The organism is Streptomyces sp. PSU-S4-23 (assembly GCF_055632315.1).
On sequence record NZ_JBVMUU010000002.1, the window covers coordinates 5,696,070 to 5,720,740 of the forward strand.

Genomic DNA, 24,671 nt, shown 5'->3' on the forward strand with positions numbered 1-24,671 from the left:
GCCGTCGGCTCGTCAGATGGCCCTGCGCCGCGGCAGCCTGTGACACACCCGCACCCAGGACCGTCACCCCGCCCGCGGTGCGATCCGGTCGTTCTCGTGCCGTCGGCCGCGGGCGCTTCGTGCCGCTCTGGGTGCGCTGAGGGCGTTCCGCACGGCGCGTTCGACGGCGTGCGCCCCCTCCGTCATGGCCGGTTGCGTACCTCTTTGTGAAAAGCCGTATTCGCTGAGTAAAGGTAAGGCGTAGGCTCAGGCATATGCGCATTGCGGTTTCCTTGGTGGGCGGGGCACGGCGGGAGCCGGGGACGGGAAGTGGAGGGGCGCGATGAACGACAGCACGGTCACTCTTCCCTGGCTCGTCATACGGCAGGACGACAACGGCAACCGCTACCGCGTGGGCAGGTACGCGACCCGGGCCGAGGCCCAGAAGATCGTGGACAGCCTCGGCGCCCGCGGCCACAAGCAGTTCTACTGGGTGGAGCGCGTCGGGCCGGACGCGACCGAGTGAGCCGGCTTGCCGCCCCCGGTGCCCCGTCGTGCGCTCCCGTAGGCTCCGGCGCATGACGCAACCGATCGTGGTGGTCGGAGCCGCCCTCCTCAGCGGCGGCCGCCTCCTGGCCGCCCGCCGCAGCGCGCCCCCCGAACTGGCCGGACGCTGGGAACTGCCCGGCGGAAAGGTCGAACCCGGCGAGACCCCCGAGCGCGCCCTCGTACGCGAGTTGCGCGAGGAGCTGGGCGTGACGGCGGAGCCGGTCGCGCGGGTGCCGGGGGAGTGGCCCCCGAAGCCGGGGTACGTCCTGCGCGTCTGGACCGCACGCCTCCTCGCCGGCACGCCCGAACCCCTGGAGGACCACGACGAACTGCGCTGGCTGACCCCCGGTGAACTCTGGGACGTGGACTGGCTGGACCAGGACGTGGCGGCGGTCGAGGCCGTCCTCGCCCTGGGGAGGTGGTGACGCCGCCGCGTGCACGGTCGGCCGATGGACGCGGCCCGGCCGCCTTCAAACCGGCCGAATGTATGGAATCGGTAAAATCTGTGGGCCTGTTGTGAGGGGTGCCGGCGCCGCGCGGTCCGCGACGCCCCCCGGTCCGACGTGGGGGAAGGCGGCGGCAGGGGTGTCCTGGGTGCGCCCCGCCGGATGTGCGGGGCTGTGATGGCCGGGGGACTTGAGGCTGGAGGGGCTGGCGCCTCCTACGCCGTTCGTGCCACAGTGCGCCCCTGTGCGCGGTAAGGCGCCGCGGATATCGGGTATGTGCCCATTAACCCCATGAAACCGGACATGGGTGGGCTTCTGGCCTGGGAAGTGATCGGCGTGCTCGACACCCAAGGCGAAAGCGCCGAGTGGACGTTCCCCGCCGACCCGGGCGCGGTTCGGACCGCTCGCGCCGTTGTCCGGGGCCAGCTGCGCAGCTGGGGGCTCGACGAGCTCGGCGACGTGGCCGCGCTGCTGGTGAGCGAGCTGGTCACCAACTCGCTGCGCTACGCCACGGGTCCCATCGGCGTCCGTCTCCTCCGCGCCGGCGGTCTCCCTCCCACCCTGCTCGTCGAGGTCTCCGACCCGCTCCCCGACCCGCCCCACGAGCGCAACGCCCGCTGCGACGACGAGAACGGCCGCGGGCTCCAACTCGTCGCCCACGCCTCACGCCGCTGGGGCACCCGGCCCGGAGACGCCGGCAAGACGGTCTGGTTCGAACTGGCCGTTCCCGGCTGAGCGGGCCGCCCCGTGCCCGTCCGGCCCCGCGTCACCGCCGGGGCGGAGCTCCGCCGGCGCGGGGCGCGCCCTTCCGGTCGGGGCGATCCCGTACGGATCAGGCCAGGGCGCGGTGGCGCACTCTTTGATTCGATGGGCCACCACCTGGTTAGAAGACTGGGAGTATGGCGCAGCGGGTCCAAAAACCATCGGGACCGAGCTGTGATCGTGAACACCGTACTGCGGGGCACCGTAGTGCTGGATACTGCGGGCAGCCGCCCCCGGTGACCGGTGCCGGACGCGGTGAGCTGGAGGGGACGGTTCGCGTGAGCGAGATACCAGCGAAGGCCACGGAGTCCGAGGACCACTCGGGTGGCGCGAGGGGCGGAGCCGCGGTCGGCTCCGCCGCGCCCGCGGAACCCCCTGCCACGACGGGCGGCCCGATGTGGCAGGTCAGCCCGCCCGGCTCCATGTACGACTACATCAAGGTCGCCTCGTTCTCCATCGGCCCCGACGGGCACGTCGACCAGTGGAGCCTGCGCGCCGAACAGCTCTTCGGCATCTCCTCCGAGCGGGCCGTCGGCATGGACCCCATCGACGCGTTCGTCGCCCCCGATCTGCGTGAGCGCGGCCAGCGCAAGATGGCCGAGATCCTCGACGGCCGGGAGTGGACCGGTGTCATCCCCTTCCGGACACCCGGTCCGGAAGGGACCGAAGGGCTCGCCGAGGTCTATGTGATGCCCACCACGACCGAGGACGGCGAGAGGGCCGCCGTGTGCATCGTCGTGGACGTCCGCACGCTGCGCCGCATCGAAACCGACCTCGCCGCCTCGCAGGCGATATTCGGTCAATCTCCCTTCGGTTTCCTGCTGATCGACGCCGAGCTGCGGGTCCGGCGCGCCAACGAGCGGTTCGCCTCCACCTTCGGCGGCAGGCCCGCCGACCACCGCGGCCGCTCCGTCCACGACTACCTTCAGTCCCCGGAGGCCGAGCGTGTCGCCGCGACGCTGCGACGCGTCCTGGAAACCGGTGAGTCCATCACGGACATGCACGTCACGGGCTTCGTCCCCGACTCCGACGAGCGCAAGCACTGGTCCGTCAACCTCTATCGCGTGCACAGCGGCACCGGCCGTCCCATCGGCATCGCCTGGCTCGGCATCGACATCACCTCCCGCCGCGCCGCCGCGCGCGAGGCCGCCGCGGCCCGCCGCAACCTGGCCCTCCTGAACGACGCGGGCGCCCGCATCGGCAACTCCCTCGACCTGGAGACCACCGCGCGCGAACTCCTCGACGTGGTGGTCCCCGGCTTCTGCGACCTCGCCGCCGTCGATCTCTACCAGGGCCTGATGGCCGGCGACGAGACCCCGCCGGGCCTGGCCGACGGCAGCGCCGAGGTGCGCCGCGTCGCGTTCGCCAGCGCGGTCTCGGACGCGCCCTTCGCCGGCGGCCCCGGACCCGTCGCCGTCGGCGCCGTCCACCACTTCTCCTTCAACTCCCCCTGCGCGGACGCCCTGCGCACCGCCCGCCCCCGGCACATCCCCGCCACGGACGGCGGGCTGATCCAGTCCACGCTCGCGGTCCCGATGGTCGCGCACGACACCGTGGTGGGCCTCGCCCAGTTCTCCCGGACCAAGGGAAGCGAGCCGTTCGGGGAACGCGACCGGGCACTCGCCGTGGAGCTGGCCGCGCGCGCCGCCGTCTGCATCGACAACGCGCGCCTGTACCGCCGCGAGCACCAACGGGCGCTGATACTGCAGCGTTCCCTGCTGCCGCCCGGCGACCCGGAAGCCTCCGGCCTGGACATCGCCTGCCGCTACCTGCCGGGCAACGTGGCCACCGGGCGGCCGAGCGAGGTGGGCGGCGACTGGTTCGACGTCATCGAACTCCCCGGACACCGCACCGCGCTGGTCGTCGGCGACGTCATGGGCCGGGGGCTGCGCGCCGCCGTGGCCATGGGCGAACTCCGCACGGCCGTCAGGACGCTGGCGCAGCTCGACCTGGAACCGGCGGAGGTCCTCGCACAGTTGGACGAGATCGCGCGCGGCCTCGGCACCCCCGCGGGCACCTCCCAGGCATTCGGCTCCGGGGGAGGCGTCCAGCAGGCCACCCGCGCCGCCCGCCGGCCCCGCGAGGCCGACCTGTCCGAGGTGTACCTCGCGACCTGCGTCTACGCCGTCTACGACTCGGTGACGCGCCGCTGCACCTTCGCCAACGCGGGCCATCTGCCGCCGGTGCTCGTCGAACCCGGCGAGCCCGCGCTGATGCTGGACGTGCCGCCCGGGATGCCGCTCGGCGTCGGCGGCGAACCGTTCGAGGAGGTGGAGGTCGAACTGCCCGAGGGCGCGCTCCTCGCGCTCTACACGGACGGCCTCGTCGAGTCCCGCGACCATCCGCTGGACGAGGGCCTGCAAGCCTTCGTGGGCGCGCTCACCGACCCCTCGCAGCCGCTTGAGGACGTCTGCGACCACGTGCTCAACACCCTCGACACGCACCACGGCGAGGACGACATCGCGCTGCTGATGGCCCGTGTGCAGGGGCTGCCGGCCGACTCCGTCGGCGACTGGACGCTGCCGCGCGAGCCGCGCAGCGTGGGCCGGGCCCGCGAGTACGCCCGCGGCCGGCTGCTCACCTGGGAGCTGGAACCGCTGGTGGACACGGCGGAACTGCTGGTCAGCGAGCTCGTCACCAATGCCCTGCGGTACGGCGAGGGGGAGATCAGACTGCGGCTGCTGCTCGACCGTACGCTGGTGTGCGAGGTGTGGGACGCCGGACTGGTCCAGCCGCGCCGGCGGCGCGCCCGGGACACCGACGAGGGGGGCCGCGGCCTGCAACTGGTCGGGCTGCTCTCCGCCGCCTGGGGATCGCGCCGTACACCGCGCGGCAAGACGGTGTGGTTCGAACTGCCGCTGCCCGGCGGCGAGATGGGCGTCACGGATCCGGCGGAGGCGTTGCTGAGCCTGTTCTAGGCGGCGAGGGTCCCGCGCCCCCCTCCCGCGACGGCCGGAACAGCTCACCGCCGTCCCTGCGCCCCCGCGTGCCGGGTCCGCCGTAGCACGCGGGGCCGCCGTCGCCCGGGTGCCCCGCCCGTTCGCCCGGACGGCGGGGGCCGCCGTCGCCCGGGTGCCCCGCCCGTTCGCCCGGACGGCGGGGGGCGTCCAGCAGGATGCCGCCGAGTACGGCGCCGCCCGTGCCGATGCCCACGCCGTACGGCGTCCCGTACGCCCGTACGTCCCGCTCCGCGAGCTGCCGGGCCTGCCGGGCGAGCGCGTCGGCCTCGCGGGCGTCGGTGAGGGCGACGGACGGGGCCGGGACGGGCGGCACCTCCGTGTTCCCCGCCCGGCGCAGCCGCCACTCCGCCTCCGCGAGCCGCGTCCTCGCCTCGTAGCCGACGGCCCCCCGGTGGGTCGTCACATAGTCGGACGCGGCACCGACGCTGCTGCGGGCGGCGAGCAGCGCCCGTTCGAGCCGGCCCAGGACGTGCGGCCCGTCCGGCTCCCGCCACAGCGCCCGGTCGAGCCCCGCCGACGCCTGCTCGATCCTGCGGAGCGCGTCCACCGGGTCGTCCCGCCCGCAAGCCGCGGCCGCGGTCCCCTCCTCCCCGGCCGTCTCACCCCGCACCTGCGCCAGCACCGTCTCGCCGTAGGCGATCCGGCCCCGCAGATCCCCTCGGGCGGCCTCCGTGCCCAGCTGTCCGCGCGCCTCCTCCAGCGCGGCCTGCGTGTCGGACAGGGCGGCGGGCAGCGCCTCCGTCGCGGCGGTGAGGTCCGACGCGAGCCGCGCGATGCCGTCCACGAGGACCGCCGCCTGGTGGACTGCGGCCTCGGCCGCCCGCAGCTGGACCACCGCGGTCTCCGTGTCGCCCCGGTCCAGTGCCTGACGGGCCCGGTTGAGGCCGGACGTGGCGAACAGCAGCCGGTCCTTGGCCCGTTCGTCCTGGCCCACCACCGCCATGTACGCGGACAGGACGTACCGCTCGCGCAGCCCGGCGAGCGTGCCGTCCGCGTCCGTGACCCGCGCCGCCAGCTTCCGGAAGCGTCCTTCGGCGTGCTCCACCGCCTCCCGGGCCGTGCGCTCCAGCGCCCGTGTCCGGTCGAACCCGGCGGCCTCCGCGTCCAGCCGCCGCCCGGCCGCCGTACAGTGCGCCAGGATCTCCTCCAGCAGCTCCCTCGTTCCGCCCTCGCCCTCGTCGAGCCGCCGGCGCACCCGGAACGCGGCGGCCAGTTCCGTGGCGGCGAAGTCCACCGCGTCCGCGTACAGCCGTACCGCGTCGTCCCCCAACTGTGGTGCGGCGGACCTCAGTTCCTCCCGGCTCGTGCGCACGCAGTCGTCGATCCCGACCAGCGACCGCTTGGCCCGCCGGTCGAGTTCGTCCAGCGGTACGACCGTCGGCGCGGCGCCCCTGCCGGGCGTGGTGCGCGTCGTCATGCGCCTCCTGCGGCGCACTCCCGCGTACGCCGCCAGGGCCACGGCCGCGACCGCGGCGACCAGCGGCAGCACCAGGTCGTCGGCGGACGTCCGGTTGCGTCCCACCGCGACCACCAGCGCCGTCCCGAAGACGGCAGGCACCCACCGTACCGCTGCGTACGCGGCGGCCCGGCGCGGCCGGCGTCGACGGTGGGGCGGCGTCACATTTCGGAGCGTAGGGCCGATGACGCGGCTCCGCGACCGGGGTGCGCCCGATACGGCATGTCCGCGGAGTCACAGGGGGCGGGCCTGGCCGCGCGCGGACCGCGGTGCCATGATCAGGGCGAGGATCCAAGGGGGGTTCGGTGTTGCATGTCGTCTCGCTGATCGCGGTGGGGGTCGCCCTGGTGCTCTACGCCGGTGCGGGGGTGGTGGCCATCACGTCCGACAGGGTCCTTCCGTGGCTGGAGGGGCAGATCGCGCGGCCGCGTCTGTGGGGCTCGGGAGCCCTGCTGAGCTGTGCGGGAGTGGCGCTGTTCCGGTTCGGCGACACGGTGCGCGGCGACCTCACCCTCCTCGATGTCGTCTTCGGCGTCGGCATGGTCCTCTTCCTCACCGGCGCGGTGATGCAGTTCCGCGGCCGGCGCCCCGGCCGCACCCCCGTATGACGGCCGCGCGCAGGCCCCTCACCCGGGACGAGCTGGCGCCCCTGGCGCGCGCGGCGCTGGGGGCCGGGCGCCGCCTGGAGACGGTCCGGCGGCTGCGCGGCGGCAGCAAGAAGGGCGTCTACCGCCTCGGCCTGGACGACGGCTCCACCGCCGTCGTCTACGTCTGGTCGGCGGCCGAGGACTACTGGGACGAGCCGGCCGCCGACCCCCGCGACCCCTTCTCGCACGCCTCGGGCCTCGACCTGTTCACGGCCTCCCACGACCGTCTGGCGGCCCTCGGCGTGCGCACGCCCCGCCTCCTGCTCGCCGACCCCACCCACCGGCGCCTCCCGGCGGACGCGGCGGTCGTCGAGGACATCCCCGGCGGGGGCCTGGCGGAGCTGCTGGACGGCGATCCGCCCGCGGCGGCGGCCCCGCTGAGGGACCTCGCGACCGCCCTGGCCGCGCTGCGCGCCCACACGGCACCCGGCTTCGGCAAGGTCGCCGCCCTCGACCGCGGAGAGCGCGCCGACGGCACCTCCTGCGCGGCCCTCGTACGCGACAGGGCCCTGCGGGACATCGAGGAGGCCGCGGCCAGGGAGCCGCGGATCGCGGCGGTGCGCGAGCGGCTGGCCGCGCGCGTCGATGCCTGGGCGCGGGCCGTCCGCCCCCGCACCCGCCACACCCTCGTCCACGGCGAGCTGGGCCCGGACCACGTCCTGGTGGACGCGGACGGCCGTGCCGTGCTGATCGACATCGAGGGCCTGATGTACTTCGACGCCGAGTGGGAGCACGTGTTCCTGGAACTGCGCTTCGGCCCCCACTACGACGCCCTGCGCACCGGCGGCCTCGACGAGGACCGCCTGCGCCTCTACCGCCTGGCGATGCACCTCTCCCTGGTGGCGGGACCCCTCCGGCTCCTGGAGGGTGACTTCCCGGAGCCGGGGACGATGCGGGCGATCGCCGAGTACAACGTCGGCCGCACGCTCACCCTTCTGCGGGACGCCGCCTGATCTTCGACCCCAGCCACACCAGAGGGTCGTACTTGCGGTCGATCGCCCGTTCCTTCATCGGGATCAGGGCGTTGTCCGTGATCCTGATGCCCTCGGGGCACACGTCGGTGCAGCACTTGGTGATGTTGCAGTAGCCGAGGCCGTGTTCGTCCTGGGCGGTGCGCTTGCGGTCCAGGCCCCTCTCAGCCGCCGCGTCCAGGGGATGCATGTCGAGTTCCGCCACCCGCATCAGGAAGCGCGGGCCCGCGAACACCTTCTTGTTCTCCTCGTGGTCGCGCACGACATGGCAGACGTCCTGGCACAGGAAGCACTCGATGCACTTGCGGAACTCCTGCGAGCGGTCCACGTCCTCCTGCTGCATGCGGTACTCGCCCGGGCCCAGGCCGGCGGGCGGCACGAAGGCCGGGACCGCCCGCGCCTTCTGGTAATTGAAGCCCACGTCCGTCACCAGGTCGCGGATCACCGGGAAGGTGCGCAGCGGCGTCACCGTGACCGTCTCGTCCCGGCCGAACACCGACATCCGCGTCATGCACATCAGCCGCGGCCGCCCGTTGATCTCCGCCGAGCACGAACCGCACTTGCCGGCCTTGCAGTTCCAGCGCACGGCGAGGTCGGGCGCCTGGGTGGCCTGCAGACGGTGGATGATGTCCAGCACCACCTCGCCGTCGTTGACCTCGACCGCGAAGTCCTCCAGGCCGCCGCCGCCCACATCGCCCCGCCACACCTTGAAGCGGGCCTCGTAGCTGCTCACTCGTACAGCTCCTCTTCGGTGAGGTACTTGACCAGCTCCTCCTTCTCGAAGAGGGCGAGCAGGTCGGGGCGGATGGGCGGGGTGGTCTCGCGGGTGAGGCTGATCTGGCCGCGGACCGGGTCGGTCGCCGCCAGGCCGCCCGTGGGGTCGGTGAGCCGGCACAGCAGATTGACGCGGCGCCAGGCGCGGTCCATCGTCGGGTGGTCCTCGCGGGTATGGCCCCCGCGCGACTCCGTGCGCTCCAGCGCGGCCCGTGCCACGCACTCGCTGACCAGCAGCATGTTGCGCAGATCGAGGGCGAGGTGCCAGCCCGGGTTGAACTGCCGGTGCCCCTCGACGCCCGCCTTGCGGGCCCGTACCCGCAGCTGTGCCAGCTTCCTGAGCGCCTGCTCCATCTCCCCCTCGCGGCGGATGATGCCGACCAGGTCGTTCATGGTCTGCTGGAGTTCCTGGTGGAGGGTGTACGGGTTCTCCGGCGGACCCGCGTCCTGCTCGCCGGGCCGCGGCCCCTCCGCCGAGAAGGGGCGCAGGGCCTCCGCCGCCGCCGAGTCGACCTGGCCGTCGTCCACGCGGGGGCGCTCGGCCAGTCCGGTCGCGTACCGGGCGGCGTGCAGTCCCGCGCGCCGCCCGAACACCAGCAGGTCGGACAGCGAGTTGCCGCCGAGCCGGTTGGAGCCGTGCATACCGCCGGCCACCTCTCCGGCCGCGTACAGGCCCTCGACCCCGCGGGCCGCCGCGGTGTCGGAGTCGACCGCGATGCCGCCCATCACGTAGTGGCAGGTGGGCCCGACCTCCATGGCCTCGGCGGTGATGTCGACGTCCGCCAGCTCCTTGAACTGGTGGTACATGGACGGCAGCCGGCGCCGGATGACCTCGGCCGGCATACGTGTCGAGACGTCGAGGAAGACTCCGCCGTGCGGGGAGCCGCGGCCCGCCTTCACCTCGGAGTTGATGGCGCGCGCGACCTCGTCACGGGGGAGCAGCTCCGGCGGGCGCCGGTTGTGGTCCGGGTCGTCGTACCAGCGGTCGCCCTCCTCCTCCGACTCCGCGTACTTCTCCTTGAAGACGTCGGGGACGTAGTCGAACATGAACCGCTTGCCCTCGGAGTTCCTGAGCACCCCGCCGTCGCCGCGCACCGACTCGGTGACGAGGATGCCCTTCACCGACGGCGGCCAGACCATGCCCGTGGGATGGAACTGCACGAACTCCATGTTCAGCAGCGGCGCCCCGGCGAGCAGGGCCAGCGCGTGGCCGTCGCCCGTGTACTCCCACGAGTTCGACGTCACCTTGAAGGACTTGCCGATGCCGCCGGTCGCGATCACCACGGCGGGCGCCTCCAGGACGAAGAAGCGCCCGGACTCGCGTTCGTAGGCGAAGACCCCGCAGACCCGGTCGCCCTGCTTCAGGACCCGGGTGACGGTGCACTCCTGGAAGACCTTCAGCCGTGACTCGTAGTCCCCGGTCTCCTTCTCGTCCTCCTGCTGGAGCGAGACCACCTTCTGCTGGAGCGTGCGGATCAGCTCCAGGCCCGTGCGGTCGCCGACGTGCGCGAGGCGCGGATACTCGTGACCGCCGAAGTTGCGCTGCGAGATGCGCCCGTCCTTCGTACGGTCGAAGAGGGCGCCCCAGGTCTCCAGCTCCCAGACCCGGTCCGGGGCCTCCCGCGCGTGCAGCTCGGCCATCCGCCACTGGTTGAGGAACTTGCCGCCCCGCATGGTGTCGCGGAAGTGCACCTGCCAGGAGTCGTGCGGGTTGACGTTGCCCATCGCCGCCGCGATGCCGCCCTCGGCCATCACCGTGTGCGCCTTGCCGAACAGCGACTTGCAGATCACGGCGGTGCGGGCGCCGCGCTCGCGCGCCTCGACGGCGGCCCGCAGACCGGCACCGCCGGCCCCGACCACGACCACGTCCCACTCCTGCCGGTCGATCACGGACATCAGAAGAACCTCGGATCGTCGAAGGCGCCGGACGCCACCAGGTACACGTAGAGATCGGCCAGGGCCACGCTGAACAGGGAGGCCCAGGCCAGCTGCATGTGGCGGGCGTTCATCCTGCTGATGAGCTGCCACGCCCGGTAGCGCACGGGATGCTTGGAGAAGTGCTTGAGCCTGCCCGCGACGATGTGCCGGCAGGAGTGGCAGGAGAGGGTGTACGCCCAGATCAGCACGATGTTCACCAGGAAGACCACGGTGCCCAGGCCCATGTGGCCCCAGCGGTGGTGCTCGTCGCGGAAGGTGAGCACCGTGTCATAGGTGAGGACGCCCGCCACGAGCAGCGCCGCGTAGAAGAAGTACCGGTGGATGTTCTGCAGGATCAGCGGGAAGCGGGTCTCGCCGGTGTACTTCCCGTGCGGTTCGGCCACCGCGCAGGCCGGTGGCGCCATCCAGAAGCCGCGGTAGTAGGCCTTGCGGTAGTAGTAGCAGGTCAGGCGGAAGCCCAGCGGGAAGATCAGGATGATGATCGCCGGGGAGATCGCCCACCAGCCGCCGAAGAGATCGGCGTTGGGTCCCGCCTGCATGGTCTGGCACCGTGTCGCCAGACAGGGCGAGTAGAACGGTGAGACGTAGGGCGCCGCGTAGTAGTCCGCGTCGGCGAAGGCCCGCCAGGTCGAGTACACGACGAAGGCCAGCAGCCCTGCGACGGTGCCGGCCGGGGCCAGCCACCATCGGTCGGAGCGCAGATGCCGGGCGGCGATCGCGGCGCGCGTACCCGTTCGTACGCCGCCGCGGACCGCGTGGGATTCCGTGTCGGGGGGTTCCGTTCCAGTGGCCAACTTGGGACGCACTTTCTTCAGGGGCCCGGTTCGCCTCCGGGGCGCCGGAGTCACCGGCGCGCGCCGTCGGCGCCCGCGCCGGCGGGTTCAGGGGGCGTGGCGGCCCCGGGCGCCGAGACCCTCGTCGTCCGAGTCCGTCCACAGGGTGGTGTCGTACGGGGTGTCGGGGATCGTCACCAGATCGGGCCGCCGGGTCGCGGCGGGCGCGGCCGCGGCCTCGCGCAGCAGCGCCACGCTCTCGCGCAGGTGGTCGGCGTCGGCGCGGACGCGGCGTATGTCGAGCCCGCCGCTTCCCATCTGCTGCTCCAGGCGCCCCACCGACCGGCACAGGTCGTCGAGGCATCGCTGAACCGACGTCAGTTCATCTGACACTGACATGACGTGACCTCACTTCCACGGGTCCCTGGGCCCAAGGCGGCGACGTTCATGCGCCTGCGAGTGTTGCGCGTCACACCAGCCGGTGTGAAGGGACGTGCAGGGATTGGCCGATGCGCGCCGGTGCGTGCGGCGTGCGTTTCGGCTGATGCCCCTGGGGACTGCGCCCCCGGCCCGCCCCCGGCCCGCTCGGGCATTGCTCCGGACGGGTGGGGTTCCCGGGGTCCGCCGCCGTGTCGCTGCATGCTGCCGAAGCCTTTCCTCTTCAGTGGGCCCATACATCTGATCAGCTCCAAATACCCCCAAACCGGATCATAACCCCCGCTCATGCGATGAGCGGCTTCCCGGAGGTAGAGGTAGACGTGATGGCCCACGACGGCGTCGGACCCCGCGCGGTGATGCGCTCGGGCGCGTTCCTCACCGCGGGGATCCTCGCGGTGTCCGCGCTCGCCGCCTGCAGCGCCGACAAGGAGAAGACGAGCAAGCCGGTCGCCGCGCAGGACATCGCCGCGGCCCCCCGCAACCTCGTCGCCGACGGCGGCACCCTGCGCTGGGCCATCGACGCCGTGCCGCAGACCCTGAACACCTTCCAGTCCGACGCCGACGCGGCCACCACCCGCATCGCCGGCGCGGTCCTGCCCTCGATGTTCCGCCTCGACGCGAACGGCCGGCCGCAGCGCGACCCCGACTTCCTCCAGTCCGCGAAGGTCGTCTCGACCGAGCCGAAGCAGGTCGTCGTCTACCGGCTCGACCAGCAGGCCGTCTGGAGCGACGGCCGGGAGGTCGGCGCCGACGACTTCGCCGCCCAGTGGCGCGCCCTGTCCGGCAAGGACAGCGCGTACTGGACCGCCCGCAACGCCGGCTACGACCGCATCGAGAAGATCGAGCGCGGCCGGAACAACGCCGAGGTCAAGGTCACCTTCGCCAAGCCGTACGCCGACTGGCGGTCGCTGTTCTCGCCGCTGTACCCGAAGGACGTCACCGGCACCCCGGACTCCTTCAACGACGGGGCGCGCAGAAACCTCAAGGTCACCGCCGGGCCGTTCGCCCTCAAGGGGGTCGACCACAAGAAGGGCGACGTCACCCTCACCCGCAGTCCGCGCTGGTGGGGCCGGCCCGCCAAGCTCTCCGAGATCGTGCTCGTGGCCGTGCCCCGCGACGAGCGGGCCACGGCCCTCGGGGAGGGCAGGATCGACCTGGCGGACGTCGACCCGGAGGAGGCCGGACGGATCACGCTCGCCGCCCGCGACAAGGGCGCCACCCCCCTGCAGGGCCCCTCCGCCACCGCCGGGGAGGACGGGGAGGGGGGCGCACCGGAGTCCGGGCAGCGGTCCCCCCTGCGCGGCATCGAGATCCGCAAGTCCCTGGAACCCGCCTACATGCAGCTCGCCCTGAACGGCTCCCACGGCCCGCTCGCCGACGAGCGGGTGCGCCGGGCCGTGGCCCGCGCCCTGGACCGCACCGAGCTGGCCGGGCTGGTCCTCAAGCCGCTCGGACTGCCCGTGGTGCCGGTCGGCAGCCACCTGGCGCTCTCGGGACAGGACGCCTACCGCGACGGCAGCGGCTCCCTCGGCCGCCAGGACACCGGGCAGGCGCAGGCCCTGCTGGCCGACGCCGGCTGGGAGCGCGGCGGGGCGGTCCAGGAGCAGAAGAAGGCCGCCGGGCCCGAAGGCGGGAAGGCGTCCGGCTCCGAGGCCGGGGACGGCAAGGCGCCCGGGCGCGACGACCCCCAGGGCCACTCGGACAAGCACGGCGGGCAGCACGCCGACGACCGGGCCGGCAAGCACATCGACGGTGGGCTCCCGCAGGAGCACGGCCGGGAGGGAGGGATGCCGGGCGCCTACGCCCCGAAGGGCACCCCCGCTCCGGGCGCCGCCGCGGCCGGGACGCTCGTCAAGGACGGCAAGCCGCTGCAGCTGCGGTTCGTGCTGCCGTACGGGCCGGGCTCGGGGCCCCTGCGCACCGTCGGCGACCGTATCGCCCGCATGCTGGACAAGGTCGGGATCCGCACGGAGGTCACCAAGGTCCCCGACAACGGCTACTTCAAGGACCACATCGCGGCCGGCGACTACGACCTGGCCCTGTACTCGTGGCCCGTGACCCCCTATCCCGCCACGGACGCCCGGCCGATCTACGCCAAGCCGGTCCCCGGGACGGACGGCTCGCTGAACATCGAGCAGAACTACACCCGCGTCGGCACCGACCAGGTGGACCAGCTCTTCGACCAGGCGATCACCACGCTGGACGACGGCGAGGAGCGGAACCTGCTGCGCAAGGCCGACGCCCGCATCTGGGCCGGCGCGGCCTCGATCCCCCTCTACCAGCGCCCCCAGCTCACGGCCGCCCGCACCACCCTGGCCAACGCCGGCGCGTTCGGCTTCCAGACCCCCGTCTACGAGGACATGGGCTTCCTGAAGAAGGGGGCGCGCCCCGGGCCCGCGGCCAGTCCCACGGCGTCGTAGCCGCCGGGCCGCCTGGTTGTCGGCCGCCCCGCCGTGGGCCGCCGGGTCCGGCCGGGGGTCGGGGTGCCCCCGAGCGACCCGGAAAGCCCGTGCGGCAGCGCACCCCGCGGCCAGTCCCACGGCGTCCCGGCCGCCCCGCCGCCGGCACCCGGGCCCGGACCGGCGGCCGGGCCCCCACCGGGGCTGAGCTGCACCGCAGCGCCCCGGGGAACCCGAACGGCGGCGCACCCGTACCATGGGGTGAGGCCGTGGCATGTTCAGCCCGGCATGGCCCGCGTAACACAGACGTACGCGCAGGCCGTCCTCACCACTCCGGGAGTACGCCACACCATGGCCACGCGCCACGACATCCGCAACGTCGCCATCGTCGCCCACGTCGACCACGGCAAGACGACCATCGTCGACGCCATGCTGAAGCAGGCCGGCGCCTTCGCCGCCCACCAGCTCGACCAGGTCGACGACCGCGTCATGGACTCGAACGACCTGGAGCGTGAGAAGGGCATCACGATCCTCGCCAAGAACACCGCGGTGAAGTACCACCCGAAGGACGGCGGGGAACCGATCACGATCAACATCATCGACACCCCCGGCCACGCCGACTTCGGCGGCGAGGTCGAGCGCGGCCTGTCGATGGTCGACGGCGTCGTCCTGCTCGTCGACGCGTCCGAGGGCCCGCTGCCGCAGACCCGCTTCGTGCTGCGCAAGGCGCTGCAGGCCCGGCTGCCCGTCATCCTGTGCATCAACAAGACGGACCGGCCCGACGCCCGTATCGACGAGGTCGTCAACGAGGCGTACGACCTGTTCCTGGACCTCGACGCCGACGAGGACCAGATCGAGTTCCCGATCGTCTACGCCTGCGGCCGCGACGGCATCGCCTCCCTCACCAAGCCGCAGGACGGCACGGTGCCGGCCGACTCCACCAGCCTGGAGCCGTTCTTCTCCACGATCCTGGAGCACATCCCGGCCCCGGTCTACGACGAAAAGACCCCGCTCCAGGCACACGTCACCAACCTGGACGCCGACAACTTCCTCGGCCGCATCGCGCTGCTGCGCGTGGAGCAGGGCGAGCTGCGCAAGGGCCAGACCGTCGCCTGGATCAAGCGCGACGGGACGATCAGCAACGTTCGCATCAGCGAGCTGATGATGACCGAGGCCCTCACCCGCAAGCCCGCCGAGAAGGCGGGGCCGGGTGACATCTGCGCCGTCGCCGGCATCCCCGAGATCATGATCGGCGAGACCCTGGCCGACCCGGAGAACCCGGTCGCGCTGCCGCTGATCACGGTGGACGAGCCTGCGATCTCCATGGTCATCGGCACCAACACCTCGCCGCTGGTCGGCAAGGGCGGCACCGGCAAGGGCGCCAACGTGAAGGCGACCGTCAAGGACCGCAAGGTCACCGCCCGCCAGGTCAAGGACCGCCTCGACCGCGAGATGATCGGCAACGTCTCCCTGCGGGTCCTGGACAGCGAGCGGCCGGACGCCTGGGAGGTCCAGGGCCGCGGTGAACTGGCCCTGGCCATCCTGGTGGAGACGATGCGCCGCGAGGGGTACGAGCTGACGGTCGGCAAGCCGCAGGTCGTCACCAAGGAGGTCGACGGCAAGGTCCACGAGCCGGTCGAACGCATGACGATCGACGTGCCCGAGGAGCACATGGGTGCCGTCACCCAGCTGATGGGCGTCCGCAAGGGCCGTATGGACAACATGTCCAACCACGGCTCCGGCTGGGTGCGCATGGAGTTCGTGGTGCCCTCGCGCGGTCTCATCGGCTTCCGCACCGAGTTCCTGACCGGCACCCGCGGCACGGGTATCGCCCACTCCATCCACGAGGGCCACGAGCCCTGGTTCGGCCCCCTGCAGACCCGCAGCAACGGTTCGCTGGTGGCCGACCGCTCCGGCACCGTCACGGCGTTCGCGATGACGAATCTCCAGGAGCGCGGCACGCTGTTCGTGGAGCCGGGCACCGAGGTGTACGAGGGCATGATCGTCGGCGAGAACTCCCGCTCCGACGACATGGACGTCAACATCACCAAGGAGAAGAAGCTCACCAACATCCGGTCGGCCACGGCGGACATCGCCGAGTCGATCGTGCCGCCGCGCAAGCTGTCGCTGGAGCAGTCCCTGGAGTTCTGCCGCGACGACGAGTGCGTCGAGGTGACCCCGGAGGCCGTCCGCATCCGCAAGGTCGTCCTCGACCAGCGCGAGCGCGCCCGCGCCGCCAGCCGCGCCAAGCACGCCTGATCCAGGCGCGGTTCGGGCTCCCTACCGCCGAAGCCCGGGTGGCCCCATCATGGGGTGCGCCCGGGCTTTCGTGCGTCCGTGGCGCGTGTGGAAGCCGTGACGGCCGTGCCCTCGTGCGGATGGTGCGGAACCAGCCGTCCCCGCGGCCGCGCGCAACCGGTTTTTTCCCGTCCCGCGTGTCCGAAATGCAGAACCCTCGGACCGATAGGTATGTAACACGTCCGTTTCGCGGCCTTCTCTCTCGGATCACTTTGTCCAGATATTGGAAGATCTTCGGGCGAGCTGTGACTGAACCGAGACCTAAAGACTGTGGTCGGCATCTGGCTCATGGCAGATAGTTGGGCGCAACGCTCGGGTCAATGGGTCATGCGCTGTGGGGACAGCGTGGACTCACGAGCAGTGGTGGGGTGTTTGACCTTCCGTCAGGGGTGTCGGAGGGCAGACGGGTACCCCTCCTGTCCGTGCACCGGTTGAGTCAAGGAGGCGGCCACGATGCCAACTACGCGTGTTCATCTGCGGCTTGTCGCGCACCGCGACCGATAGGCAGTCGTCTTTCCTGATCCACGTGGTCCAAGCCGTGGCCCGCCCGTACCCTGTGGCGGTCACCGGCTCGGCGTACCCATGAATTGGACGCATCATGACGAGTCCTCTCGAGACCGAGGGCGGGACATCGGTCGTCGTGGACGACGAGAAGGCAGCGGGGAAGAAGCCCGAGGCCGCACAGCTGGAGGGCCGATCGCCCGGCCGGCTGATGTGGATCCGCTTCAGGCGGGACCGTACCGGGGTGATCTCCGCGTACGTCGTGGGTTTCTTCTTCCTGACGGGGCTGCTCGCCCCGCTGATCGCCAAGCTGTACGGCAAGGACCCGTACACCGTGTACGCGGACGAGCGCCCCGAACTGTTCGACAGCGCGGGCGTGCCCGTCCAGCCCAACGGCGGCATGAGCAGCGAGTTCTGGTTCGGACTCGAGCCCGGCAACGGGTACGACGTCTTCACCAAGCTGATCTACGGCATCCGCACCTCGCTGATGATCTCCTGCGCCGTCACGATCGCCGTCGTGCTCACCGGCATCGTCCTGGGTGTCACGGCGGGTTACCTCGGCGGCAAGGCCGACTACGCCATCAGCCGTGTGATCGACTTCCTGCTCGCCTTCCCGTCGCAGCTGTTCTTCATCGCGAGTATGCCGGTCGTGGTCTCCCTCTTCGTCAGCCCGAGGGATGAGACGCCGACCTATGTCCGCGTGGTTGCGCTGATCGCCGTCCAGTGGGCACTGGGCTGGATGAGCCTTGCCCGGATCCTCCGCGGTACGACCCTGAGTCTGCGGGAACGCGAGTTCATCGAGGCCGCCAAGGTGAGCGGCGCCTCCCCGTGGCGGATCATCCGCAAGGAGATCCTGCCCAACGTGGTCACGCCGCTGCTCGTGCAGGCCACCTATCTGCTGCCCAACTTCGTGACGATCGAGGCGGGTCTGTCCTATCTGGGTGTCGGGATCGTGGAGCCGACGCCCGACTGGGGCCAGATGTTCTCCAAGGCGTCCACGGAGCTGGTGCTCCAGAACGACATCACCTACATGTTCTTCCCCGGCATCTCGATGATCATCTTCGTCGTCGCGTTCAACCTGCTCGGGGATTCGGTCAGGGACGCCTTCGATCCCAAGACGGCGCGCTGACCGCCGGGTTGCGGGCCCGCGCCCCGATTCACGGACGCACCGTCACGGCGGCGTCCAGGCAACTTCACGCAACGCCGCACAACTCCGCGGCACTTGTAAACGCACTGGTGACACACAGATGGGTGGGAAACTGAGTGATGAGTAGGGGCGGACGCCAGGCATACGCCGCAATCTCGGTGCTCGCGGCCGGAGCTCTTGTGCTCACCGGTTGCAGCAAGGGCGGCAGCAGCAGCGACAACAGCAAGAAGGACGACGCGAACGCCAAGCGCCAGCAGTCGTCCATCAGTTTCGGGGACGCCAAGGATTCCACCGGCCCCGCCGCCCCGGTTCCCGGGGCCAAGAGCGGCGGCACGATGGAGGTCCTGCAGCGTGACAGCTACGCCCACCTGGACCCGGGCCAGATCTACGTGTCCGACGAGGGCTCGCTGGCGACCCTGATCCACAGAGGTCTCACCGGCTACAAGGCGACCAGCGACGACGGCAGCAAGCACGAGGTCGTCGGCGACCTGGCCACCGACTCCGGCACCACGACGGACGGCGGCAAGACCTGGAAGTACACGCTCAAGGACGGCATCAAGTTCCAGGACGGGACGCCGATCACCTCCAAGGACGTCCGCCAGAGCATCGAGCGGCTCTTCGCGCCCTTCATCAACCAGGGCCCCAGCTACCTGCAGCAGTGGCTGGCCGACACCCCGGGCGCCGACTACCGCAAGCTGCTCAAGGACGGCCCCTACAAGGGCAAGCACCTGCCGGACAGCATCCTTGAGACGCCGGACGACAAAACCGTCGTCTTCCACTTCAAGAAGCCGCACGCCGACCTGCCGTACGCGCTGGCCATGGCGGGCTACGCGGTGGTGCAGGCCAAGGGCGACACCAAGGAGAAGTACGACAGGGCGCCCGTGGCGTCCGGCCCGTACAAGATCCAGTCCTTCAAGTCGGGCAAGTCGATGGTCCTGGTCAAGAACGACCAGTGGGACCCGAAGACGGACCCGATCCGCCACCAGTACGTGGACCAGTTCAACTTCACCTTCAACCAGCAGTACGAGGCGTCCACCAAGGCGCTGCTGGCCGACAGCGGCGCCGACCAGACCGGCGTCAGCTTCAACAACCAGGTCGACGCGGGCAACCTCTCCAAGGTCCTCAGCGACCCGAAGTTCAAGCCCCGGGTCATCTCCGGCTACCAGCCGTACGTCGGCCAGATGAACATCAACATGAGCCACCCGGCGCTGAAGGACATCAAGATCCGTCAGGCCATCGCCTACGCCCTGCCCATCACGCCGTTCGTGCGCGCCTACGGCGGCAGCGCGGCGATGGAGGTCGCCGGCGGTCTGCTCAGCCCGACCGTCAGCGGCTACGACGCGTCGTTCGACCCCTTCGGCAAGAAGAAGAAGCCGGCGGGTGACCCGGACAAGGCCAAGAAGCTGCTGCAGGAGGCCGGCAAGGTCGGCATGAAGCTGACCTTCGGCTACATCAACACGCCCGAGGGCCAGCAGTACTCCACCGCCATGGCGGCGGGCCTGAAGAAGGCCGGCTTCGACGTCCAGCGCCAGGAGATCCCGGCCGAGACGTACTACGACCAGGTCAGCAAGCTCGACAACAACTACGACATCTTCCACACCGCGTGGGGTGCCGACTGGCCGTCCGCCTCGACCGTGCTCCCGCCGCTGTACGACGGCCGTACGATCGCCGAGGGCGCCCAGAACTACTCGCAGGTCAACGACGCGCACGTGAACAGCGAGATCGACCGCATCAACACCATCACCGACCCGGTGAAGGCCGCGGCCGAGTGGGAGAAGCTGGACAAGTACCTGCTCACGAAGGTCGTGAACGAGGTCCCGACCGGCTACTACAAGCAGGTCCAGATCGCCGGATCCAAGGTCGGCGGCCTGGTCTACGACGACGTGATCGGCGGCGTCGACCCGCGCCGTCTGTACGTCAAGTAATCCGCCATCCGCGCCCGGTGCCCGGTGCGGTCGCCCCACAGGGTGACCGCACCGGGCACGCCCGGCCCGCTGACGTCTGAGAGCTGCCCCTGCCATGCTGCGCTTCATCATCCGCCGGACACTCGGCGCCGCCGTCATCCTCTTCCTGCTGAGCATCATCACGTTCCTGCTCTTCTTCGGGATGCCACGGGACCCGGCGCTGCTGATGTGCGGCAAGACGTGCACGCCGGCCAACCTCGAGAACATCCACCATGTCCTCGGCCTGGACAAGTCCATCCCCGAGCAGTACCTGACCTTCCTGCACAACATGGTCCTGGGCAGCAACGACTTCGACCAGGGTCCGTGCCCGGCCCCGTGCTTCGGGTACTCGTACCACACCAACGAGCAGGTGTGGGGCACCCTGATGGACCGTCTGCCCACCACCGTCTCGCTGACGCTGGGCGCGGCCGTGTGCTTCCTCGTGGTGGGCCTCGGCACCGGCATGCTCGCCGCCTGGAAGCGCGGCACGATGGTCGACAAGACGGTCACGGCCGGCTCGATGGTGCTGAGCTCGATGCAGATCTACTTCCTCGGACCGCTGGCCCTGGCGGCGCTCGTCTACCAGTCGCACCTGTTCGACAAGCCCGCCTACAACGACCTCACCGCCAACCCGGCCACCTGGTTCACGGGCCTGATCATCCCCTGGGTGATCCTCTCCACGATCTTCGCCGCGCAGTACACCCGTATGGCGCGCTCGTCGATGATCGAGCAGCTCCAGGAAGAACATGTGCGCACCGCCCGCGCGAAGGGCATGTCCCGCCGCTACGTCTTCTTCCGCTACGCCTGGCGCGGTTCGCTGATCCCCATCGTGACCATCTTCGGCATCGACCTCGGCTCCCTGCTGGGCGGCGCGATCATCACCGAGTACACCTTCGGCCTCCCGGGACTCGGCCAGCTCGCCGTGCAGGCGGTGTTCTTCAGCGACCTGCCGCTGCTGCTCGGCGTGATGCTGTTCTCCGCCGCCATGATCCTGCTGTTCAACATCATCGTGGATGCCTGCTACGCGTTCATCGACCCGCGTGTGCGGCTCTCCTAGGAGCATTCCGTGACCACAGTGACCAAGGAATCGGGCGCTCCCGCCCCGGCCGGCGCCGGCGCCTTCCTCTCCGTGCGGGACCTGTACGTCAGTTTCCGCACGGAGGACGGCGTCGTCCGCGCCGTGAACGGGCTCTCCTTCGACCTGGAACGGGGCAGGACCCTCGGCATCGTGGGCGAGTCCGGCTCGGGCAAGTCGGTGACCAACCTGACCATCCTCGGGCTGCACAACCCGATGTTCACCACGGTCGACGGCGAGATCGTGCTGGACGGCCAGGAGCTGATCACCGCCCGGGAGTCCGAGCTGGAGAAGCTGCGCGGCAACAAGGTCGCGATGATCTTCCAGGACCCGCTGACCGCGCTGTCGCCCTACTACACGGTGGGCCGGCAGATCGCCGAGCCGTTCATGAAGCACACCGGCGCCTCGAAGCGGGCGGCCTGGGACCGCGCGGTGGAGATGCTCGGCAAGGTCGGCATCCCCAACCCCAAGGAGCGGGCCAAGGACTATCCGCACCAGTTCTCCGGCGGTATGCGCCAGCGCGCGATGATTGCGATGGCGCTGGTCTGCGACCCCGACCTGCTGATCGCCGACGAGCCCACCACGGCCCTCGACGTGACCGTCCAGGCCCAGATCCTCGACCTGCTCAAGGACCTCCAGCAGGAGTTCGGCTCGGCGATCATCTTCATCACGCACGACCTCGGGGTCATCGCCGACATGGCCGACGACATCATGGTGATGTACGCCGGGGAGGCGGTCGAGCGCGGCACGGTCGACGAGGTGCTGAGGTCGCCGCAACACCCCTACACCTGGGGCCTGTTGAACTCCATGCCGCGCCTCGACTCGGACCTCGGCACACCGCTCGCGCCGATCCCCGGGGCACCGCCGTCGTTGCTGAACCCGCCGTCGGGGTGCCGTTTCCACCCCCGGTGCTCCTTCCAGAGCGAGGTGGGCGGCACCCGGTGCGTGGACGAGCCGCCGGTGCTGCCGCCAGGCCGGGGTTCGGCCTGCCACCTCACGGCCGAGCAGAAGCGGACCATCTTCGTCGAGCAGATCAAGCCCCGGTTGCGGTAGGGAGAACACCGTCATGAAGGAAGAGGTCGTGGACCTCACGAAGGACGAGGCCACCCTGCCCGCTCCGCGCGACGAGGCCGCGGGCGCCCCGGGTGAGCCGCTGCTGGTGGTCGAGAACCTGGTCAAGCACTTCCCGGTCAAGGGCGGCTTCCCCATCCGCCGCACGATCGGCGCGGTGCAGGCCGTGGACGGCATCGACCTGACCGTGGGGGTGGGCGAGAGCTTCGGCCTGGTGGGCGAGTCGGGCTGCGGCAAGTCCACCACCGGCCGGCTGATCACCCGCCTGCTGGAGCCCACGGACGGGAAGATCTCCTACCGCGGCCAGGACATCACCCACGCCACCCGCAAGCAGCTCGCGCCGGTCCGCTCCGAGATCCAGATGATCTTCCAGGACCCGTACTCGTCGCTGAACCCGCGGCAGACGGTGGGCAAGATCATCTCCGGTCCGATGGAGATCAACGGCATCAACCCGCCGGGCGGACCGGAGAAGCGCGTCCGTGAACTCCTGGAGATCGTGGGCCTCAACCCGGAGCACTACAACCGCTTCCCGCACGAGTTCTCCGGCGGCCAGCGCCAGCGCATCGGCGTCGCCCGCGCCCTGGCCCTGGAGCCGAAGCTGATCGTCGCGGACGAACCGGTCTCCGCCCTCGACGTCTCCATCCAGGCCCAGGTGGTCAACCTCCTCCAGCAGGTGCAGAAGGACCTGGGCATCGCCTTCCTGTTCATCGCCCACGACCTGGCCGTCGTGCGGCACTTCTCCCAGCGCGTCGCCGTGATGTACCTCGGCAAGATCATCGAGGTCGGCGACCGCGACTCGATCTACCAGCGCCCCCGCCACCCCTACACCCACGCGCTGCTGTCCGCCGTGCCCGAGGTGAGCCTGGACGGCGCCGAGGAGGGCGGGCGCGAGCGGATCCGCCTCGCGGGCGACGTGCCGTCGCCGATCGCGCCGCCGTCCGGCTGCCGCTTCCGCACCCGCTGCTGGAAGGCGCAGGACAAGTGCGCCACGCAGGAGCCGCCGCTGGTCCGGCTCTCCGGCAACCGCGCGGGCCATCTGACGGCCTGCCACTTCCCGGAGGACCCGACGACCGAGGCACGGGACGAGGACATCGTCCTGGACCCGGCACTGGCCGCGCTGGAGGACGCCGCGGAGAACTAGGACTCCCGGGCCGGGCCGGCCACGGTGACGATCTCGGGGCTCGTGGGGGTGAGCGGCCCTCGCCCCCAGTCCCCGTACTGCTCGACGATCGCCAGCCCGGCCCCGGCCAGCGCCTGGGACAGACCCTCGGGCCCGAGGAACCGCAGAGTGCTGCGGCTGACCCGGGGGCGCTCCCAGCCGGTGCCGTCGAAGGTCTCGGTGAACGTCACCCGGTCCCCGTGCACCGGCGTCTCGACCTCGTGCCGGACCCGTACGACGCCGCCGTCGCCGCACGGCACCTCGCGCACCCGGTCCGGGGTCCACGCCTCCCAGGCGCGGGCGGCCGGGTTCCGGGTCTCGAAGACGAACCGCCCTCCGTCGGCGAGGGCCTCGTGCACGGCCCCCAGGCACACCCGTAACTCCTCGTCGCCGACGAGCGCCTGAAAGGCGTGCCCGGTCATCACGACCAGGTCGAAGGCGTCCTGCCAGCGCCGGGAAAGCAGATCGCCGAGCACCCACTCGACATCGGGGGCGCGGCGCCGTGCCTGCACGAGCATCGCGGCGGCGGGATCGAGGCCGCACAGCCGCCCGTCGTGCCCCTTCTCCCGGGCCTGTGCGAGCAGCGCGCCGGTACCGCACCCGATGTCCAGCACGCTCCGCGCGGACATCACGAGCGCCAGGTAGAAGTCGTCACCCGGCCCCCATGGATTGAGGCTGTCGTACAGCCCGGCGAGGGCGGCATCGGTGAACGCGCGGTCGGCCATCGAGGCAGTGTTTCACGTCCGTCCCGCGCCCGAACCGAGATGGGGCGGACTGTACCGGGACTTTGTCGAGACGCGGGCGGGCGCCCGTTTTCGGGCCGGGTTCTTATTCGTTCGACAGCCGACCGCCGCTTCGGGATGCTCCATGGGATGACGCGAACCGACACGCCTCCCGCCTGGGACGAGCGCACACAGCTGACCACCTTCCTCGACTACGTACGCGCCACCGCCCTCGCCAAGTGCGACGGCGTCTCGCCCGAGGACGCCGTGCGGGCGCCGCTGCCCGACTCACCGCTGATGACCCTGTGCGGACTGATCGGTCATCTGCGCTGGGTGGAGTACTACTGGTTGCACGTGGTGTTCCTCGGCGAGCAGGACGAGGCCCCGTACGTCCAGGCCACCGAGGACGACCCAGACCCGGAGATGCGCTTGGCCGTCGAGGTCCCCCTGCCTCAGCTCCTCGCCGAGTACGAGGAGCAGAGCGCCCGCTTCCGCGACCTCGTCGCTGCCCACGACCTGGACACCAGGGCGAAGCGCACCGTCCGCGACGGCTTCCGGGCCGACCTGCGCTGGATCCTCCTGCACCTCATCGAGGAGACCGCCCGCCACAACGGCCACCTGGACATCGTCCGCGAACTGCTCGACGGCACGAAGGGGGTCTGA

20 protein-coding genes are annotated in these 24,671 nt (G+C 71.1%); 14 read left to right on the forward strand and 6 right to left on the reverse strand.

From position 1 onward, the window contains the following. The first annotated feature begins 322 nt into the window (after nucleotides 1-322). The 4 genes from ACZ79I_RS26150 (at nucleotide 323) to ACZ79I_RS26165 (ending at nucleotide 4,654) form a co-directional block, all read left to right on the forward strand. Complete coding sequence (locus ACZ79I_RS26150) at nucleotides 323-505, forward strand: SPOR domain-containing protein (protein WP_471499951.1); 183 nt, start codon at nucleotides 323-325, stop codon at nucleotides 503-505. A gap of 52 nt (nucleotides 506-557) precedes the next feature. After that, nucleotides 558-953 carry a (deoxy)nucleoside triphosphate pyrophosphohydrolase gene (locus tag ACZ79I_RS26155; RefSeq protein WP_471499953.1) on the forward strand — a complete coding sequence of 132 codons (396 nt, stop codon included), beginning with the start codon at nucleotides 558-560 and terminating at the stop codon, nucleotides 951-953. Nucleotides 954-1,277: 324 nt separating this feature from the next. Next, nucleotides 1,278-1,709, forward strand: a complete 432-nt coding sequence (locus tag ACZ79I_RS26160; RefSeq protein WP_471499955.1) for an ATP-binding protein — start codon at nucleotides 1,278-1,280, stop codon at nucleotides 1,707-1,709. A 305-nt stretch (nucleotides 1,710-2,014) separates the two neighbouring features. Beyond that, nucleotides 2,015-4,654, forward strand: coding sequence for a SpoIIE family protein phosphatase (locus ACZ79I_RS26165; RefSeq protein ID WP_471499957.1), 2,640 nt, complete (start codon nucleotides 2,015-2,017; stop codon nucleotides 4,652-4,654). Here ACZ79I_RS26165 and ACZ79I_RS26170 read toward each other — a convergent pair. Beyond that, nucleotides 4,617-6,317 carry a TPM domain-containing protein gene (locus ACZ79I_RS26170; RefSeq protein ID WP_471499959.1) on the reverse strand — a complete coding sequence of 567 codons (1,701 nt, stop codon included), beginning with the start codon at nucleotides 6,315-6,317 and terminating at the stop codon, nucleotides 4,617-4,619. The genes ACZ79I_RS26165 and ACZ79I_RS26170 overlap by 38 nt on opposite strands. Nucleotides 6,318-6,457: 140 nt before the next feature. On the opposite strand from ACZ79I_RS26170, the gene ACZ79I_RS26175 reads away from it, so the two are divergent. Then, entirely contained in the window at nucleotides 6,458-6,760 is a 303-nt protein-coding gene (locus tag ACZ79I_RS26175) for a hypothetical protein (protein ID WP_471499961.1), read from the forward strand. Further along, nucleotides 6,757-7,752, forward strand: coding sequence for a phosphotransferase (locus ACZ79I_RS26180; protein ID WP_471499962.1), 996 nt, complete (start codon nucleotides 6,757-6,759; stop codon nucleotides 7,750-7,752). The genes ACZ79I_RS26175 and ACZ79I_RS26180 overlap by 4 nt, the downstream gene beginning before the upstream one ends. Here ACZ79I_RS26180 and ACZ79I_RS26185 read toward each other — a convergent pair. The 4 genes from ACZ79I_RS26185 to ACZ79I_RS26200 form a co-directional block, all read right to left on the reverse strand. Beyond that, entirely contained in the window at nucleotides 7,727-8,503 is a 777-nt protein-coding gene (locus ACZ79I_RS26185) for a succinate dehydrogenase/fumarate reductase iron-sulfur subunit (RefSeq protein ID WP_471499964.1), read from the reverse strand. The two genes, ACZ79I_RS26180 and ACZ79I_RS26185, sit on opposite strands and share 26 nt — an antisense overlap. Beyond that, a complete protein-coding gene (locus ACZ79I_RS26190) occupies nucleotides 8,500-10,440 on the reverse strand; it encodes a fumarate reductase/succinate dehydrogenase flavoprotein subunit (protein WP_471499966.1) in 1,941 nt (646 codons plus the stop codon). Before ACZ79I_RS26190 ends, ACZ79I_RS26185 begins: the two co-directional genes overlap by 4 nt. Further along, nucleotides 10,440-11,276: a hypothetical protein gene (locus ACZ79I_RS26195; protein ID WP_471499968.1), complete on the reverse strand. Its 837-nt coding sequence runs from the start codon at nucleotides 11,274-11,276 to the stop codon at nucleotides 10,440-10,442. Before ACZ79I_RS26195 ends, ACZ79I_RS26190 begins: the two co-directional genes overlap by 1 nt. A gap of 87 nt (nucleotides 11,277-11,363) precedes the next feature. After that, on the reverse strand, nucleotides 11,364-11,654 hold the full coding sequence (locus ACZ79I_RS26200) for a hypothetical protein (RefSeq protein WP_471499970.1): 291 nt from the start codon (nucleotides 11,652-11,654) through the stop codon (nucleotides 11,364-11,366). A 362-nt stretch (nucleotides 11,655-12,016) separates the two neighbouring features. Here ACZ79I_RS26200 and ACZ79I_RS26205 point away from each other — a divergent pair, with 362 nt between their 5' ends. The 7 genes from ACZ79I_RS26205 to ACZ79I_RS26235 all read left to right on the forward strand — a co-directional run bounded on the left by ACZ79I_RS26205 (nucleotide 12,017) and on the right by ACZ79I_RS26235 (nucleotide 23,268). Further along, on the forward strand, nucleotides 12,017-14,113 hold the full coding sequence (locus tag ACZ79I_RS26205) for an ABC transporter family substrate-binding protein (protein ID WP_471499971.1): 2,097 nt from the start codon (nucleotides 12,017-12,019) through the stop codon (nucleotides 14,111-14,113). Between the two features lie 330 nt (nucleotides 14,114-14,443). Further along, the gene (gene typA / locus ACZ79I_RS26210; RefSeq protein WP_471505220.1) at nucleotides 14,444-16,351 is read left to right on the forward strand and encodes a translational GTPase TypA; all 1,908 of its coding nucleotides are present in this window, start codon (nucleotides 14,444-14,446) and stop codon (nucleotides 16,349-16,351) included. A gap of 637 nt (nucleotides 16,352-16,988) precedes the next feature. Then, nucleotides 16,989-18,020 carry an ABC transporter permease gene (locus ACZ79I_RS26215; RefSeq protein ID WP_471499973.1) on the forward strand — a complete coding sequence of 344 codons (1,032 nt, stop codon included), beginning with the start codon at nucleotides 16,989-16,991 and terminating at the stop codon, nucleotides 18,018-18,020. A 137-nt stretch (nucleotides 18,021-18,157) separates the two neighbouring features. After that, nucleotides 18,158-19,963, forward strand: a complete 1,806-nt coding sequence (locus ACZ79I_RS26220; protein ID WP_471499975.1) for an ABC transporter substrate-binding protein — start codon at nucleotides 18,158-18,160, stop codon at nucleotides 19,961-19,963. A 94-nt stretch (nucleotides 19,964-20,057) separates the two neighbouring features. Beyond that, nucleotides 20,058-21,038 (forward strand): ABC transporter permease, encoded by a 981-nt coding sequence (locus ACZ79I_RS26225; protein ID WP_471499976.1) that lies wholly within the window; start codon nucleotides 20,058-20,060, stop codon nucleotides 21,036-21,038. A 9-nt stretch (nucleotides 21,039-21,047) separates the two neighbouring features. Beyond that, a complete protein-coding gene (locus ACZ79I_RS26230) occupies nucleotides 21,048-22,109 on the forward strand; it encodes an ABC transporter ATP-binding protein (protein ID WP_471499978.1) in 1,062 nt (353 codons plus the stop codon). A gap of 13 nt (nucleotides 22,110-22,122) precedes the next feature. Next, complete coding sequence (locus ACZ79I_RS26235) at nucleotides 22,123-23,268, forward strand: ABC transporter ATP-binding protein (protein WP_471499980.1); 1,146 nt, start codon at nucleotides 22,123-22,125, stop codon at nucleotides 23,266-23,268. Here ACZ79I_RS26235 and ACZ79I_RS26240 read toward each other — a convergent pair. Further along, nucleotides 23,265-24,011, reverse strand: coding sequence for a class I SAM-dependent methyltransferase (locus tag ACZ79I_RS26240; RefSeq protein ID WP_471499982.1), 747 nt, complete (start codon nucleotides 24,009-24,011; stop codon nucleotides 23,265-23,267). The two genes, ACZ79I_RS26235 and ACZ79I_RS26240, sit on opposite strands and share 4 nt — an antisense overlap. Nucleotides 24,012-24,158: 147 nt before the next feature. On the opposite strand from ACZ79I_RS26240, the gene ACZ79I_RS26245 reads away from it, so the two are divergent. Further along, a complete protein-coding gene (locus tag ACZ79I_RS26245) occupies nucleotides 24,159-24,671 on the forward strand; it encodes a DinB family protein (RefSeq protein ID WP_471499984.1) in 513 nt (170 codons plus the stop codon).